Raw genomic sequence first — 16,097 nt, forward strand, 5'->3', positions numbered from 1 at the left:
TCACCCGCAGTCCTCAGCCATCCGGACCAGGCCCAGGGTGCCGAGTCCGGGCACAATCCGCTCCGGTTTTTCATTACTCACTATCTACGAGGCAACTATGACGATCAAGGTTGGTATCAACGGCTTCGGCCGCATTGGCCGCAACGTGCTGCGTTCCGCAGTGCAAAACTTCTCCGACATCGAAATCGTCGGCATCAACGACCTGCTGGAGCCCGACTACCTGGCTTACATGCTGAAGTACGACAGCGTGCACGGTCGTTTCGACGGTGAAGTTTCTGTCGAAGGCAACACCCTGGTCGTCAACGGCAAGAAGATCCGCCTGACGCAAGAGCGCGATCCCGCCAACCTGAAGTGGAACGAAGTCGGCGCCGACATCGTGATCGAGTCCACCGGCCTGTTCCTGACCAAGGAAACCGCCCAGAAGCACATCGACGCCGGCGCCAAGAAGGTCATCCTGTCTGCTCCTTCCAAGGACGACACCCCCATGTTCGTGTTCGGCGTGAACCACGGCACCTACAAGGGCGAAGCCATCATCTCCAATGCTTCGTGCACCACCAACTGCCTGGCTCCCGTGGCCAAGGTGCTGAACGACAAGTGGGGCATCAAGCGCGGCCTGATGACCACCGTGCACGCAGCCACCGCCACGCAAAAGACCGTGGACGGCCCTTCCAACAAGGACTGGCGCGGCGGCCGTGGCATTCTGGAAAACATCATCCCCTCCAGCACTGGCGCTGCCAAGGCCGTGGGCGTGGTGATCCCCGAGCTGAACAAGAAGCTGACCGGCATGTCCTTCCGCGTACCCACTTCCGACGTGTCCGTGGTTGACCTGACCGTGGAGCTGAACAGCGAAGCCACCTACGAAGAAATCTGCGCCGAAATGAAGGCCCAGTCCCAAGGCGCTCTGAAGGGCGTGCTGGGTTACACCGAAGACAAGGTCGTCGCCACCGACTTCCGCGGCGAGACCTGCACCTCCGTGTTCGATGCCGAAGCCGGTATCGCCCTGGACAAGACCTTTGTGAAGGTCGTCTCCTGGTATGACAACGAGTGGGGCTATTCCAACAAGTGCCTGGAGATGGTGCGCGTGGTGGCCAAGTAATCTTCACGATTACATGCCAAAACAGGCTCAATCGCTTATCAGATAAGCGCTGACAGCTATCAAAAAGCCAGCATGGGACGCCATGCTGGCTTTTTTTCGTCCCGCAAGACCGGAGCCGGCCGGAGCATGTCTCGGATACATTTGTAACAAGCAGCCACCACCAACGCCCAAGAGCATGAAGCGCTGCCACTTCCTCGGACAAGGCCGCCATGTTTATTGCGATTCCTCTTGAGAACAAGCCTTCCTGGCGCTCCCCGCCCTGGATGACGGTGCTGCTCATCATCATCAACTGCGTGATCTTCTGGGGCTGGCAGGCGCCCGAGGAACAGGCCGTGGAAAAAGCGGCCCGGCAATATGCCCAGACCGCTTTGCCGACGCTGGAGCTGCCACCGTTCCTGGCCTATCTGGAGGAGCAGTCCGCCCAGGGCAGCAAGCGCTTCGACCAGAAAACGCTGCAGGCTGTGCGCAAGCTCTATCAGCACAAGGCCTATGCCCAGCTCTATGCGCTGCTGTGGCAGGAGAAGAAATTCCGCCAGCGCCTGCTGGACGGCCAGATCATCACTGCCAGCCACCCGCGCCATGCGCAATGGCAAGCTGCACGTGCCGCCTTCACGCCCCATGAGCCGCGCGGCAGCTTTACCGAGCGCTGGTCCATAAGCTATGAGAGCGGCGCCGGCTGGCAGCCTCTGCAGGCCTTCACCTCCATCTTCCTGCACGGCAGCACCAGCCATCTGCTGGGCAATATGGTGTTTCTGTTCCTGTTCGGCTTCACCCTGGAGCTGGCTTTGGGAGCCTTCACCTATCTGGCCTTTTACGTGATCGGCGGCATCGGCGCCTCGCTGTTCGCGCTGCTGTTCTATGCCGGCATGGGCGGTTACGGCCTGGGAGCATCGGGTGCGATTTCGGCCCTCATGGCCATGTATGCGGTGATGTACCGCATGCGCCGCATCCGCTTCTTCTACATGCTGCTGTTCTACTTCAACTACGCGCGCTGGCCGGCCCTGATCATGCTGCCGGTCTGGATGGGCGTGGAGCTGGTCCAGCATCTGCTGGGTGGCAAGCAGGTGGCCTATATGGCGCACTTTGGCGGTCTGCTGACGGGTGCCCTGCTGATGTGGAGCTATATGCGTCTGCAGACCGTCTCGGCGCCGGTCAACGAAGAAGAGCAGGCACTGGCCGCCGCCCGGCCGCTGGCCGAAGCCGTGGCCCGTGCCCAGCGCCATACCGATGCACTGGAATTTGACCGCGCCGCTCCGGCCTGGCGCGAAGCGGCGCGCCTGGCCCCCTCGGACCCGGCCATTCTGCGGGCCTGGTTTGAAAGCTCGCGCCATCAGCCCGCCAGCGAGGACTTCCATGCTGCGGCGCGACGCATCTTCAAGCTGCCGGCCACCACGGACGCCGAACGCCAGCTGCAACTGGTCAGCTACCGCAGCTATCAGCAGCGCGCACAGCCCGGCATGCGCATGAGCGCGGACACCATGCACGGCCTGGTGCGCAGCTTCGTGCGCCTGGGCGCCCTGCCCGAAGCCGAAAAGCTATGCCGCTCCCTGCACAAGCTGGCGGACCATCCCCAATGGCCGGCAAGCTTGCTGCTGCTGGTCAACGGCATGGCCCAGGCCGGACGCGTTCAGGAAGCCAAAGCCTGGCTGCCTGTGCTGCAGCAATCGGCGCCTGAAGAAGCTCTCACGCGTTGGCTGGCACAACAGCGCTAACCAAGGCCTTGTCGCGCTCAGGCCTTGGCTTCCAGCTCCTGCAGCTCATCACGCAGCACCCACTGCGCTTCCTGGGTGCTCTCGTGCTCGGGAAAGAGCTGCTTCATGCGCATGTAAACGGCCACCCCCTGCATGGGCTGCTCCAGACCCTGCTTGTAGGCGCGCACCACCAACTCCAGCATGGACGGAATCAGACTGCTGCCGGCAAAGCGCTTCTCAAAATCCTTGGCCAGGATCAAAACATACCTGGGCTTGCCGGCCTTCCAGGCCTGCTGTGCCAGCTCGTAACTGAGCTGGGCCGAGTCGGGCTTGAAGTCCGGCTTGCGCTTGACGCAGCTCACCCAGGCTTCCAGGGCCTCGCTGGCACGCTGCTGGGCGAGCAGCATGGGAATGAAACGCTGGCCCAGCTCCGCCAGGGCATCCGCGCGCTCGGTCAGCTTGAGCACCCGGAAGTAACGGCGGCAATCGGGCAGGCTCTCATAGTCCTCCCGCTGCCATTCGCGCGCCTGGTTCACGGCCTCGTCCATCTTGTTGTCCTGCACCAGCCTGGCCACCAGCGCATCGCGACGCCTGGCCTCCAGGGCCGCCGGATCGATCTGCACGGTCGCAGGCCCCTCGGGCGCCTGCACGGGATCGATATCCAGAGCGGCATGATGCTGGTACATGACATAGCCGATCATGGCCGCCATCACCCAGCTGAAATAAATCATCACAAAGCTCACCAGGGGCAGTACCAATCCGGGTGCCGCAACCTTGAGCAGCATCGCCAGAACCATGGGCGAGCCCTGCTGCAACAGAAACAGGAAAAAGCACAGCAGCAGATAGGACTTGCCGATACCGATAATCGTGGCCAGCAGCTCGAAGGGATTAACAGCCGAGCTCAGGCTATTGGTATTGATCAGCACCATCCAGGTAGCAGGAATCAGGAAGGCCACCAACAGATTGGCCACCACGCCCAAGGTCAGGCTGCGGGTCGCCATAAAGCCCACAAATATCCCGAAAACGACGAGTACCCCGAAGAATTTCCAGGGCAGCCATTTCCAGTCCTCATCGACCTGACTGGATCGGAAATCGGAGCTATGAGTAATTCCACGAGATGCGAGCGCCGAAACCTTGAATGCATAACGGCTGACTGCCAGCATCAAGCCCAGACCCACAAACAAGATTCCAATCCACCCGAACATCAAGCCATAACTGCATGCCGACAACAGCAATGCATAGAGCAAAGGCTCGGTCTGCAGAGGAAACAGAAAAAAGCTATTGAGCTTTTGCCAGAACGGAGGGATTTTCCACTCGGAAGAATCACCTTTTTGGTGAACACCACGTATCGAATTCAATGCCTGCTCTCCCACTCTCGGTTTGATGAATCATCTGCAAGCACGCTTGCAGTGACCTAATCCGCTCCGGTATTGCCCGATTTTTCTTTGAAATCGGGTCATTGCGGAATTCTGCGGTAGAAATTCGCCCTGAATCCAAATACCGATAAACAGCCGGCATATTGCTTTTTTCGCTTGCCAGAAACCCCGCAAACGCTTTTGCAGCCGCGCTGGCTGGCCAAACCGCCTCGAACCGATAACGGATATGACTGCAAGGATTGCAGGCAGCGCTTAAAGTGGCCCAGGTTTTATGGAGAAGCAGCGAATGATTCACAGCGCACACGCACAAAGCAGCCCCACCCCGTACCGCATCACTCTGACCGATGCCCAAGGCCATGTCTGGCATGCCGATGAACCCGTGAATGATGGCGGTGCCGACACTGCACCCAACCCCATGCAGCTCATGCTCTCGGCCCTGGGAGCCTGCACGGCCATCACCCTGCATATGTACGCGGGTCGCAAGCAGTGGCCGCTAAGCCATGTCGATGTGGATCTGCAGCTCAACCCCGAAGGCAAGCCTGCGGACGCCAATCAGATCACGCGCAGCATCACCCTGCATGGCGAACTGGATGACGAGCAGCGCCAGCGCCTGCTGCAGATTGCCAATGCCTGCCCCGTGCACAAGCTGCTGGAAGGCAAGGTTTCCATCCCCACCGCCTTGACCGAAGCCGCACAGGTATGAACCCCCACTGCGAGGTGCTCGTCTCCTTAGGGATGGATGCCTTCATCTTGGGGACTGCCCGGCGATAAAAAAAGCCCTGCAGTCACCGGCAGGGCTTTGGTCGCTGTTGCGTGTAACTTGATTACACCGTCACCTCCAGCGCACCCACTTCCACATAGTGTTCGAACTCGCGTTTGGCCAGAGATGCGGTTTCGGGCTGCTGGTCCTCTGGGTCGACCCAGGACAGCACGTAGCTTGCGATGGCGGTATCGACCTTCATCTCTATGCCCATGGGAATCTGCTCGGACGGACCATCTCCGACACGATGCTCCACCTTGCCCGTGACGCGAGCGGCAAAGTGCTCGGGATACAGCTGGATCTCGACTGCCGAGATCTGGTTGCCTTGAGTGCTGTGTTCGTTCATGTTTATTCCTCCTGCAGTTGTTAGGTCGCTGCGCACGAATTGCGCCACGTGAAAGCCACTGCTAGCGGCCTACGCCTTTAACTTAGCCGACTCCTGGCGGAGCCCGTGTCAGCCTATTGGCTGAATCCTCACAGTGATGTAACTGCGTGCAAGGCGTTGCTGCATTCTGCCGTCTGATTGCGCGAATACCGCATATCCCTGACACTCGAATCCCCTCGCCGTCAGGATTTGTCATGAGTGAATCAAAGAACTTACAACGTCTGCCCACCCGCATAGCCGATGTCGGCGGCATCCCCATCCACCGAGCCATTCCTCAGGCCGCGCTGCGCAAAGTAGGGGCCTGGTGCTTCCTCGACCACGCCGGCCCGGCCGTCCCCCCTCCACCCGGCATGCAGGTCGGGCCCCATCCTCACATCGGCCTGCAGACTTTCACCTGGATGATCGAGGGTGAGGTACTGCATCGCGACAGCCTGGGCAGCGAGCAGATCATCCGCCCCGGCCAGGTCAATCTGATGACGGCCGGCCACGGCATTGCCCACTCCGAAGAGGCCCAGACACTGGGCGTGCATGCAGCCCAGTTGTGGATTGCCTTGCCCGACAGCCATCGCCATATCGCGCCCCGCTTCCAGCATTACCCCGACCTGCCCAGGACCGAGATCGGCGACTTTGCAGTGACCGTGCTGGCCGGTGAAGCCCTGGGTCTGACGGCCCCCGCAGAAGTCCACTCCCCGCTGATGGGCGTGGACCTTCTGGCCTGCGGCACGGCCGGCCAAGCGTGCGCCACCATGCCGCTGCGCACCGACTTCGAGCATGCGGTGATGAGCCTGTCAGGCGAGGTGAAGGTTGAAGGCCAGGTGCTGCCCTCGCAGGAGCTGATCTATCTGCCCGTGGGCACGCAGGAAGTGCAGCTGGAATGCACGCCCGGCAGCCGCCTCATCATCATCGGGGGCGAACCCATGGATGAAGCCATCTTGCTGTGGTGGAACTTTGTGGCCCGCACCACCGAAGAGATGCAACAGGCCCAGAAACAGTGGGAGGCAGAGGCGGCCACCGATGCGGAACTCGTCAACGGCCAGCCACGCCGTTTTGGCAAGCCTGTGGCTTCGCCTCTGAAGTCGTTGCACTCTCCCTCACTGGCTGGCGTCAGCCTGCGCGCCTCCAGATAATCCTGCCGACGCTTATTCAATTCGCACCAATTTGGTGCGAATTGAATCTTTCAAAAAGAAAAATAAAAGCATCTTTGCAAGTTTTGATGGATTTTGAAAGCTTTTAGAGGCAACGCACTCTCTTCAAGAGAAGGCAGCCCAGACGTTATGCATGAAACGTTTGGACTCATGCACGCCAAGCTTTCATAATCGAGCCAACGCCCTGGCCACGAGAATGCGACCGCCGCTTTTCGTCCGGGGCGTTGCCACGTCCTGCCCAACTCAACTTTGCAAAGAAAGCCGATCAATGCGTCAAGAACATGACTTCATTGGCATCAAAACCATCCCTCCCGACGCGTATTGGGGTGTTCATTCCGCACGCGCAGTGGAGAACTTCCCCATCACCGGTCACTCGGTCGCGCACATGCCCGAGCTGATCCGCGCGTTTGCCTTTGTCAAAAAGGCAGCGGCCCAGGCCAATCTGCAGTTTGGCGCCATCAATCTCAAACAAGCCACCGCCATCTCCCAAGCCTGCGATGATCTGATTTCCGGCCAGCTGCATGAGCAGTTTGTGGTCGATGTGATCCAGGGCGGCGCTGGCACCTCCACGAATATGAACGCCAATGAGGTGATCGCCAACCGTGCACTCGAGCACCTGGGATTACCCAAAGGCACGTACGACGTGATCCACCCCAATGATCATGTCAATGCTTCGCAGTCCACCAACGACTCCTACCCCACAGCCGTCAAGCTTGCCACCTACGCTGGCATCCAGAAGCTGCTAATCGCCCTGGCCGCGTTGCGCTCTGCTTTCGAAGCCAAGGCCGGCGAATTCGCCCATATCCTGAAAATCGGCCGCACACAATTACAAGATGCCGTGCCCATGACTTTGGGTCAGGAGTTTTCCGCTTTTGCAGCCATGATCGCCGACGATGAAAAGCGTCTGCGCGAGTCTGCCTATCTGATGACCGAAGTGAACATGGGTGGCACTGCCATCGGCACCGGCATCAATGCTCCCGTGGGTTACACCGATGCCGTGATCAAGGCACTGGCGGAAATCTCGGGCGTGCCCGTGGTCAGGGCGGCAGACCTGATCGCCGCCACCGGCGACACCGGCGCCTTTGCCGACATTTCCGGCATCTTGAAGCGTATTGCCGTCAAGCTGTCCAAGATCAGCAACGACCTGCGCCTGCTCTCTTCCGGCCCTCAGGCGGGTGTGGCAGACATCAAGCTGCCGGCGCGCCAGGCCGGCTCGTCCATCATGCCCGGCAAGGTGAATCCCGTGATTCCCGAGGTCATGAACCAGGTCTGCTTTGAAGTGATAGGCAACGATGCCGCCATCACCATGGCCGTGGAAGCCGGCCAGTTGCAGCTCAACGCCTTCGAGCCGCTGATGGCCTGGGCTCTGCACAAAAGCCTGAGCCACCTGAGCAGCGCCTGCAAGACGCTGCAAGTCAACTGCGTGGAAGGCATTGTGGCCAATGAAGCGCTGCTGGATTCCCGCATTGCCGAGTCGGTGACGCTGGTGACGGCGCTGAACCCTCTGATCGGCTACGAAAAGGCCGCCAAAATTGCCAAGACCGCCATTGCCAACGGCAAGCAGATTGCCGTGGTGGCGGAAGAACTGGGCATCATGAGCCGGACCGAAATGAACAAGCTGCTGGTCGCCGACAAGCTGACCCAGGCCGGCGCATTGACCGCCGCATAAGCACACTCTTTATCGACAATGCAAAAGGGCATGTTCGCCATGAACATGCCCTTTTTGATTGATATGGTTTTAATAGCTTTCCACGCCTGTATTCAAAGGGCTGAAAGCCTAAAACGCTTCATACTCAAGCCACTGCGGCATTCTCGTCACTGGGGTCATCCACGCCGCGTACGCTTTCACGCAGATTTTTGTCCTTGAGCTTGCCAAGATCGGTCTCCACCGCGCGTTTGAGCTTTTCGATCGCTGCGCTGAAGGCCTCCTTGACCTTTTCGGCTTCCGCATTCACTGCAATGGGGGGGCGACCTGTGGCCCGGGTCTCGAGCACACAGCGTTTGCCTGGGCCGCCCGTGGTCTTGAGGGCATCAACGCCCGTGAGGAAGACCTCCACACGCACCACATACTCCTTCAGGCGGGCCAGCTTGGCATTGATCTCCTCCTGCGCCCATTGAGCCAGAGACTCTCCACCCTGGATGGAATCGTCGGCATGAACCTGTACTTGCATGCAAATCCTCCTAGTCACCAAATGCCGCAACCGCTGCGGCGAAATCTGTAGGGGTGCCATAAAGGCAGGCGAAAACATCGTAACGCCAGAACCTTGTTCTGCCCATCGGGGCTTGTTACGCCAGCAAAGGACAGGGGCTTTGAGCATTGTGGAGGCAGCTTCTCCCGGATTTGAAAGAGATAGCAACAAGGGTAGGTTCTATGAGCTTTGCCCTTGAGCCAAAGCAAAAAGTGCTGACCGGTGATTTGCAAAAAGTAAGCGTTTTTACGCCTCGGGCCGTCAGTTAATGCCAGCCTTCGATTCAGGCTCCGCGACAAAGCCGATGCGCGTCAGGCCTGCTGCGTGGGCCCAGCCCATGACCTGTACCACGCGACCATAGGGCACGCTGGTGTCGGCACGCAACTGCACCTCGGCCTGAGGATTGCGCCGCCCCAGCTCTTCAAGTTGTTGCTGCACTGCCGCATCGTCCGCCACGGCCCCCTGAATCCAGATTTCGCCGGCAGGGCTGACCTCCACCATCAAGGCATCGCTCTTGCTCACGGAAGTCTGCTGCACTGCTGTTTGCGCCTTGGGCAGTTGCACGCGCAAGGTGGCAGCCAGCATGGGAGCAGCCAGAATGAAGATCACCACCAGCACCAGCATCACATCCACCAGCGGCGTGACATTGATGGTGTTGATCGGGGTTTCCGCCCCCTGACGGCGGCTCATGCGACCGAATGCCATGACGCCATCCTTTATGAAGCATCCACTCCGAACTGGGCATGCAGATCATGGGCAAACCCCTCCAGCACAGCCTCTAGCTGGCTGGCCGAGCGCCCGAGCAGGTTATAGGCCAGCACGGCAGGCAAAGCGACAGCCAGACCGGCGGCCGTCATGACCAGGGCTTCGCCCACAGGCCCGGCAAGCTGAGCGATATCGACCTGACCGCTGCCCGCCAGCGTTCCCAGTGCATGGTGAATGCCCCAGACCGTCCCCAACAGGCCCACAAACGGTGCCGTTGCACCAATGGTGGCGAGCAGGGTCTGACCCCATTGCAATTGGGTCGATGCCTGGCCCAGAGCCTCACGCAGGCTGCGCAACAACCGCTGCCCCTGCGCCGCGCGTTGCGCCAGAGAGCCTTGCGCAGCCATTCCGCCCTGCGCCACGGCATCGGCCATGGCCTGTACCAGCCCCGGTCTATCCAGCGCCTTGACCTGCGCCATAGCCTGGACCAGATCGGGCATCTGCCAGAACGCAGCCACGGCCTGCGGCACGCTTCGGCGCGCTACGGCCATAAACCAGAGCTTGTAGAGGATGACCACCCAGCTGAGCACGGACATCAGCAGCATCAAGGCCGCCGTCGCCCATGTGACCGCATCGCCCTCTGCCAGCCATTGCCACATTCCTGCAGACATCGCTCACCTCGCTCCCAGAAACAGCAAGGGGCCGTCACGGCCCCTTTGCAAATTGCGCGGTCAGCGCAGATTCAGCACATCGTACATATCGTACTGGCCAGTCTTTTTGTCGGCCAGATAGGCCACGGCGCGCAGGCTGCCGTTGGCATAGCCTGCACGGCTGCTGGACTTGTGCGAGATCTCGATGCGCTCGCCGGTACCGGCAAACAGCACGGTGTGATCGCCCACGATATCGCCGCCGCGCACGGTGGCAAAGCCAATGGTGTCGGCCTTGCGCTCTCCGGTGTGGCCGAAGCGCTCATACACGGCACGGTCGGCCAGCTTGGTGCCCTGGGCTTCGGCAATCACTTCGCCCATCTTCAGGGCCGTTCCAGAAGGTGCGTCGACCTTGTGCTTATGGTGAGCCTCGACGATCTCGATGTCGTAGCCGCCTTGCTGCAAGGCCTTGGCCGCCATCTCCAGCAGCTTGAAGGTCACGTTCACGCCCACGCTCATATTGGGGGCAAAAACGATGGAAGTCTTTTGGGCAAACTCGGCGATCTGCGTCTTTTGCTCATCCGAGAAGCCTGTGGTGCCGATGACCACGCCAACGCCCAGATCGGCTGCAACGGCCAGGTGCTCCATCGTGCCTTCGGGGCGCGTGAAGTCGATCAGGCAGTCGGCCTTCGACAGGGCTTCGCGCACATCGCTTTCGATCTTCAACCCGCTTGGCTTACCCAGGAATGCAGAAGGATCGGTGCCGATGGCAGGGCTGTCGGCGCGGTCCAGTGCCGCAGCCAGCACGCAGTCGCTGCTGTTCAGAATCGCTTCGATCAGCATATGGCCCATGCGGCCGGAGGCACCCGCCACAGCAACGCGCTGAGGGGTGGAGGAATGGGTGGTGGATGCGGTCATGGCGCTATCACTCGATCAAATGAAAGACGGCAGGATCGCATCCACGCCGTCATAAAAAGAGAGCATCCACCGCTTTCTGCAAGCGGGGAACAACCTGTTCTGATGCTTAACGCGATTCCAGCGAAGGATAGCTGGTGGCGGCGGGCGGCAGATTGGCCGCAGCCTGCTCGGCTTCGGTGTTATTGCGTGCGGGGTATTTGGCCAGCTGGGCTTCGCTGGCTTCCAGCTGCGGAACCTTGGGCGTGCCCTTCATGCCTTTGAGGCTGGCCACGAAATCGGCCTCGGAAGGCATCTCGTCACCTTCGGCGCGCGCAAAGGCGTCGCCATTGAAGAAGACGGTGAGCTTGCGGATCTGCGACTCCACACCAGGGCGATTGATGGTGAACACGTATTCCCAGCGATCGCCGTGGAACACGCTGGTCACGAGCGGTGTGCCCAGGATGTCGCGAATCTGCTGACGGCTCATGCCGGGCTGCAAGGCCTCGACCTGTTCCTTGGACACGAAATTGCCCTGCACCACATCGATCTTGTAAGGAGTGACGGCGTTGGCAACACGGTGCGCGGCGCCATCGATACTATTGCAGCCGGCCAGTGCCGCTGCGATTGCCAACGTCAGGGCCAGACCTGCGCGGCTACGGGCTTGAACATGCATGGGTAATGGCATAGGGATATGATCGGGTTCATTGTAGCGGCAGGCCCCGGAGACACTTGGAGATTCCCTTTATCTGCGTGTAAAGCTTCTCCTTAAACAAGTGAGTCCAGCCTTCCATGTGCCCGTAGTCCACCAAGAGAGCCGACATGAAAAATATTGATGAACTCAAAAGCACGGGCCTCAAAGCCACTTTGCCGCGTCTGAAAATCCTGGAAATCTTCCAGAAGGGAGCCCAGCGCCACATGACGGCGGAAGATGTTTTCCGCGTGCTGCTGGACGAGCGCTCGGACATCGGTCTGGCCACGGTTTACCGCGTGCTGACCCAGTTCGAGCAGGCCGGCATCCTGATCCGCAGCAACTTCGAAAGCGGCAAGGCCGTCTACGAGCTCAACGAAGGTCAGCACCACGACCACTTCGTCTGCACCAGCTGCGGCAAGGTTGAAGAGTTCTATGACGCCGAAATCGAAAAGCGCCAGAACCTGATCGCCAAGGAAAAGGGCTGGGTGATCCAGGATCACTCCATGGCGCTCTACGGTCAGTGCGCCGAATGCGCCACACGCGCCGCCAAGTAAGAACGCAAAACGCGACGGCGAACCCAGGGGCAGGACATGCAGATGTCTTGCCCTTTTTACATTTGGTGAGGACTTCTTTACATAGCTCCATCAAGCCTCGAACCAAACGCGAGCCGGACTGCGTATGCTGCAGTCATTCCCGCGCTTGAGGAGACCCGGTTCATGCGGCTGCTACCGTTTTCACCTGTCCAGGGCCTGCTCTGTCTGGCCGCCCTCGCCTTGACCGCCTGTGCACCGCTGCCCCCCTCATCGGGCCGCCCCAGCGCCGAGGTACTGCAGACGCTGAACAGCAGCGCCCTGCCCGACAAGCCCAGCGCGCTGCAAAGCCAGCAATGGCTGGACCGGGTCACCTGGGGTGCCACCGACCATGATGCCGCCCGGCTGCAGCAGCAAGGCCTGAAGCGCTGGCTGGCCGCCCAGCTCAGCCCCTCCACCGCGCCCATGCCTGCCGAGGTGCAGCAGCACATCGACGCCCTGGGCATCAGCCAGAAGCCCATGACGCAGATCCAGCGCGAAATTGCCGACCAGCGCCTGGCCATTCGCAACAGCCAGGATCCCGAGGAGGCCGCCAAACTGCGCAGCGAGCTGCAGCGCCAGCTCAATCAGCTCGGTGCCGAAGCCCAGAAACGCCAGATCTGGCGCGCGCTTTACTCGCCCCACCAGCTGCAGGAGCAAATGACCTGGTTCTGGATGAATCACTTCAACGTCAGCACCCGCAAGGGCGATGTGCGCATGTGGGTGGGCGACTACGAGGAACAGGCCATTCGCCCCCATGCGCTGGGCAAATTCCGCGAGCTGCTGACGGCCAGCATGCGCCATCCGGCCATGCTGCTGTATCTGGACAATGCCAGCAATGCCGCCGGGCGCATCAATGAAAACTACGCTCGCGAACTGCTGGAGCTGCACACCATGGGCGTGGGCAGCGGCTACACCCAGGCCGATGTGCAGGCCATGGCCCATGTGCTGACCGGTGTGGGCTTCTCCACCCGGGAAGCCGATGCCCCGCCACCCAGGCTGCGCCCCGAACGCCAGGGCGACTATCTGCGCCATGGCTTCTTCGAATTCAACCCCAATCGCCACGACTACACGCCCCAGGTCTTGCTCGGCAGGCCGCTGGAAAAAAGCGGACTGGCCCAGGTCAACGAGGCGGTAGATCGCATCGTGGCCTCGCCCGTCACTGCGCGCTTCATAGCACGCAAGCTCTGCGTCTATTTTCTCGGCGACAAGCCGCCCCAGGCCGTGGTCGAGCGCACGGCCCAGGCTTTCGAACGCAGCCATGGCGATATTGCCGCCACGCTGGCGGCCCTGCTGAGCGACCCGCAGGCTCAGCAGTTCGGCCAGGGCTTCAAGGACCCGGTCCACTATGTGCTGGGCGCCACGCGCCTGGCCTATGACCAGCGCGTGGCCAGCGACGTGTCCCCGGTACAGAACTGGCTCAACCAGCTGGGCCAGCCGTTGTACGGCCACGAAACGCCCGACGGCTACCCCGTGACGCAATCGGACTGGTCCAGCTCCGGCCAGATGAATGCCCGCTTCGAGGTGGCAAGGCAGATTGGCAGCCGCGGCGCGCTGCTGTTCCGCAACAGCCCGCAGCAGCCACTGGAGAAACCGCCCTATCCCGACCTGGACAAGCGCAGCAGCGTCCAGGCTCGCGTGCCGGCATTGGGTGCCGCCACACGCGCCGCACTGGCCCAGGCCAGGAACCCGGCGGACTGGAACAGCTTTTTCCTCTCCGCCCCCGAAATGATGTACCGCTAAGGAGGGCAGCCATGCAAAGACGTCAATTTCTCAGCCTCGGCCCTGCCCTGCCGCTGTTCTGCCAGCTGGGCCAAGGTCTGGCCGCGCCCTTGCAAAGCGGCTCGCCCCGTTTTCTGCTGGTCTTCCTGCGCGGCGCCTACGACAGCAACAGCCTGCTGGTGCCAACCCATAGCGACTTCTACTATCAGGCCAGGCCCAGCATCGCCATAGCGCGCCCGGGATCGGCCGACGGGGCCCTGGCCCTGAACCCTCAATGGGGACTGCATCCCGCGCTGCAAAGCAGTCTGCTGCCGCTGTACGAACAGGGCCAGGCCTGTTTTGTGCCGTTCGCGGGCAGCAACGACCTCTCGCGCAGCCATTTCGAAACCCAGGACTCGATCGAGCTGGGCCAGCCCCAGGAAGGCGGGAAAAGCTATCAGAGCGGCTTTCTGAACCGGCTGACCCGTGTGCTGCAGGCCGACAGCCAGAGCCGGCTCAGCCTCAGCCCCATGGCCTTCACCGCCCAGCTGCCCCTATGCCTGCGCGGCAGCGCCCAGGTGGCGAACATGGCGCTGGCCTCCGTGCGCAAGACGGCCGTGGACGAGCAGCGCAGCCAGATCATTGCCTCCATGTACCAGGGCTCGGCACTGGAGACGCCGGTGCGCGAAGGCTTTTCGGTACAGCGTGCCGTGCAACGCAGCATGCAGGAGGAAATGGACCAGGCCGGGCGCAATGCCATCAGTGCCAAGGGCTTCAGCTTGGTCGCACAGCGCATGGCGCATCTGATGCGCGAGCAATTCGACCTGGGCTTTGTCGATATCGGAGGCTGGGACACCCATGTCAACCAGGGCGCCGCCAGCGGCAATCTGGCCAACCGGCTCGGCGACCTGAGCCAGGGCCTGGCGACTTTCGCCGAGGCCATGGGAGCCGAAACCTGGCGCCATACCGTGGTGGCAGTGATCAGCGAGTTCGGCCGCACCTTCCGCGAAAACGGCAACAAGGGCACGGACCACGGCCATGGCACGGCCTACTGGTTTCTCGGCGGCGGCCTGTCGGCCCAGGCTGGCGGCAAGGTGCTGGGCGAGCAGATCGAAGTCACCGAAAAAGCGCTGTTCCAGAACCGCGACTACCCCGTGCTCAACGAATACCGTTCCCTGCTTGGCGGCCTGTTTGCGCGCATGTACGGCTTGAACGCAGCGCAGCTGCAGCAGATCTTTCCGACGTCCCAGCCAGGCAGGCTACAGCTGGTCTAGAACGACTCGCCGCTTTCCATGGCGCGGCGGTGGCGCATCACGAATTCCTGGTAGGTGTCGATGCCGCGCAGCTGCAAAATGGCATTGCGCACTGCGGCCTCCACCAGCACGGCGATGTTTCGACCCGCCACCACCTGAATCACCACCTTGCGCACGGGCACGCCCAGCACATCCTGGGTCAGCGGCTCGGCGGGCAGGCGCTCGTATTCGCGCTCCATGGTCTCCTTGCGCACCAGATGCACGATGAGCTTGAGCCGCATCTTGCGGCGCACCGCCGTCTCGCCAAAGATGGCGCGAATATCGAGCAGGCCGATGCCACGCACCTCAAGCAGGTTCTGCAGCAGCTCGGGGCATTTGCCTTCGACCGTGGTCTGGTTGATGCGATACAGGTCCACCGCATCGTCGGCCACCAGACCATTGCCGCGCGTGACCAGCTCCAGCCCCAGCTCGCTCTTGCCCAGGCCCGATTCGCCCGTGATCAGCACCCCCATGCCCAAAATATCCATGAACACGCCGTGCATGGTGATGCGGTCGGCGAAATGCTTGGACAGATAGGCACGCAGCACGTCGATGACAAAGGCCGACTGCTCCTTGGTGGAGAACAGCGGGATATGCGCGCGCTCGCACATGGAGATCAGCTCGTCGGGAGCATCCTGACCGTCGGCCAGCACCAGCACCGGCGGCTCCAGCGTGACGATGCGGGCAATGCGGCGCAGGCAGTCCTGCGAGGTGGCATTGGTCAGATAGGCGATTTCACGCTCACCCAGCACCTGCAGACGGTAGGGGTGGATGTAATTGAGGTAGCCCACCAGGTCGGCACCCGAACGCGCCGAGCGCACGGCCATCTCGTCGAAGCGGCGCTCGGAGGCGCCCAGCCCCGCTATCCACTGCCAGCGCAGGCTGGAGTTGCGAAATGCCTCGAACAATACGTCGGCACTGATGGCGCTGGGTCTCATGGCAAGGCCCTGTCA

Annotated in this window: 16 protein-coding genes; 8 read left to right on the plus strand and 8 right to left on the minus strand. The window is 61.3% G+C overall.

Annotated features, from left to right (window positions below; translation table 11 throughout):
- Positions 1-97 precede the first annotated feature (97 nt).
- Both gap and CTR2_RS26695 read left to right on the plus strand, forming a co-directional pair.
- Positions 98-1,096 (plus strand): type I glyceraldehyde-3-phosphate dehydrogenase, encoded by a 999-nt coding sequence (gene gap, locus CTR2_RS26690; protein ID WP_003060372.1) that lies wholly within the window; start codon positions 98-100, stop codon positions 1,094-1,096.
- A gap of 209 nt (positions 1,097-1,305) precedes the next feature.
- Positions 1,306-2,808, plus strand: a complete 1,503-nt coding sequence (locus CTR2_RS26695) for a rhomboid family intramembrane serine protease (RefSeq protein ID WP_087085691.1) — start codon at positions 1,306-1,308, stop codon at positions 2,806-2,808.
- A 17-nt stretch (positions 2,809-2,825) separates the two neighbouring features.
- Here the strand turns inward: CTR2_RS26695 and CTR2_RS26700 are convergent, their stop codons facing one another.
- Positions 2,826-3,992, minus strand: coding sequence for a hypothetical protein (locus tag CTR2_RS26700; RefSeq protein WP_254913491.1), 1,167 nt, complete (start codon positions 3,990-3,992; stop codon positions 2,826-2,828).
- A 457-nt stretch (positions 3,993-4,449) separates the two neighbouring features.
- Between CTR2_RS26700 and CTR2_RS26705 the strand changes: the two genes are divergently transcribed.
- On the plus strand, positions 4,450-4,866 hold the full coding sequence (locus tag CTR2_RS26705; RefSeq protein ID WP_087085689.1) for an OsmC family protein: 417 nt from the start codon (positions 4,450-4,452) through the stop codon (positions 4,864-4,866).
- A gap of 121 nt (positions 4,867-4,987) precedes the next feature.
- Here CTR2_RS26705 and CTR2_RS26710 read toward each other — a convergent pair whose 3' ends face one another.
- Complete coding sequence (locus tag CTR2_RS26710) at positions 4,988-5,269, minus strand: hypothetical protein (protein WP_003072434.1); 282 nt, start codon at positions 5,267-5,269, stop codon at positions 4,988-4,990.
- Between the two features lie 233 nt (positions 5,270-5,502).
- On the opposite strand from CTR2_RS26710, the gene CTR2_RS26715 reads away from it, so the two are divergent.
- Both CTR2_RS26715 and CTR2_RS26720 read left to right on the plus strand, forming a co-directional pair.
- Positions 5,503-6,435, plus strand: coding sequence for a pirin family protein (locus CTR2_RS26715; protein WP_087085688.1), 933 nt, complete (start codon positions 5,503-5,505; stop codon positions 6,433-6,435).
- Between the two features lie 286 nt (positions 6,436-6,721).
- A complete protein-coding gene (locus CTR2_RS26720) occupies positions 6,722-8,122 on the plus strand; it encodes an aspartate ammonia-lyase (RefSeq protein ID WP_087085687.1) in 1,401 nt (466 codons plus the stop codon).
- A gap of 124 nt (positions 8,123-8,246) precedes the next feature.
- Here CTR2_RS26720 and CTR2_RS26725 read toward each other — a convergent pair whose 3' ends face one another.
- The 5 genes from CTR2_RS26725 to CTR2_RS26745 all read right to left on the minus strand — a co-directional run bounded on the left by CTR2_RS26725 (position 8,247) and on the right by CTR2_RS26745 (position 11,564).
- A complete protein-coding gene (locus CTR2_RS26725) occupies positions 8,247-8,624 on the minus strand; it encodes an HPF/RaiA family ribosome-associated protein (RefSeq protein WP_003060358.1) in 378 nt (125 codons plus the stop codon).
- Between the two features lie 279 nt (positions 8,625-8,903).
- A complete protein-coding gene (locus tag CTR2_RS26730; protein WP_087085686.1) occupies positions 8,904-9,347 on the minus strand; it encodes an ExbD/TolR family protein in 444 nt (147 codons plus the stop codon).
- 11 nt (positions 9,348-9,358) lie between these two features.
- Positions 9,359-10,018 carry a MotA/TolQ/ExbB proton channel family protein gene (locus CTR2_RS26735; RefSeq protein WP_176391763.1) on the minus strand — a complete coding sequence of 220 codons (660 nt, stop codon included), beginning with the start codon at positions 10,016-10,018 and terminating at the stop codon, positions 9,359-9,361.
- A gap of 60 nt (positions 10,019-10,078) precedes the next feature.
- Entirely contained in the window at positions 10,079-10,912 is an 834-nt protein-coding gene (gene dapB, locus CTR2_RS26740) for a 4-hydroxy-tetrahydrodipicolinate reductase (protein WP_087085684.1), read from the minus strand.
- 106 nt (positions 10,913-11,018) lie between these two features.
- Positions 11,019-11,564, minus strand: a complete 546-nt coding sequence (locus CTR2_RS26745) for an outer membrane protein assembly factor BamE (protein ID WP_087085683.1) — start codon at positions 11,562-11,564, stop codon at positions 11,019-11,021.
- 146 nt (positions 11,565-11,710) lie between these two features.
- Here CTR2_RS26745 and fur point away from each other — a divergent pair, with 146 nt between their 5' ends.
- From fur to CTR2_RS26760, 3 genes are all read left to right on the plus strand, one after another.
- A complete protein-coding gene (gene fur, locus CTR2_RS26750) occupies positions 11,711-12,136 on the plus strand; it encodes a ferric iron uptake transcriptional regulator (protein WP_003060349.1) in 426 nt (141 codons plus the stop codon).
- Between the two features lie 162 nt (positions 12,137-12,298).
- Complete coding sequence (locus CTR2_RS26755; protein WP_087085682.1) at positions 12,299-13,894, plus strand: DUF1800 domain-containing protein; 1,596 nt, start codon at positions 12,299-12,301, stop codon at positions 13,892-13,894.
- 11 nt (positions 13,895-13,905) lie between these two features.
- Positions 13,906-15,126, plus strand: coding sequence for a DUF1501 domain-containing protein (locus CTR2_RS26760; protein ID WP_087085681.1), 1,221 nt, complete (start codon positions 13,906-13,908; stop codon positions 15,124-15,126).
- On the opposite strand, the gene hprK is transcribed toward CTR2_RS26760, so the two are convergent.
- The gene (hprK, locus tag CTR2_RS26765) at positions 15,123-16,082 is read right to left on the minus strand and encodes an HPr(Ser) kinase/phosphatase (protein WP_003060345.1); all 960 of its coding nucleotides are present in this window, start codon (positions 16,080-16,082) and stop codon (positions 15,123-15,125) included. The two genes, CTR2_RS26760 and hprK, sit on opposite strands and share 4 nt — an antisense overlap.
- Positions 16,083-16,097 lie beyond the last annotated feature (15 nt).

Source organism: Comamonas thiooxydans (genome assembly GCF_002157685.2).
GTDB lineage: Bacteria > Pseudomonadota > Gammaproteobacteria > Burkholderiales > Burkholderiaceae_C > Comamonas > Comamonas testosteroni_H.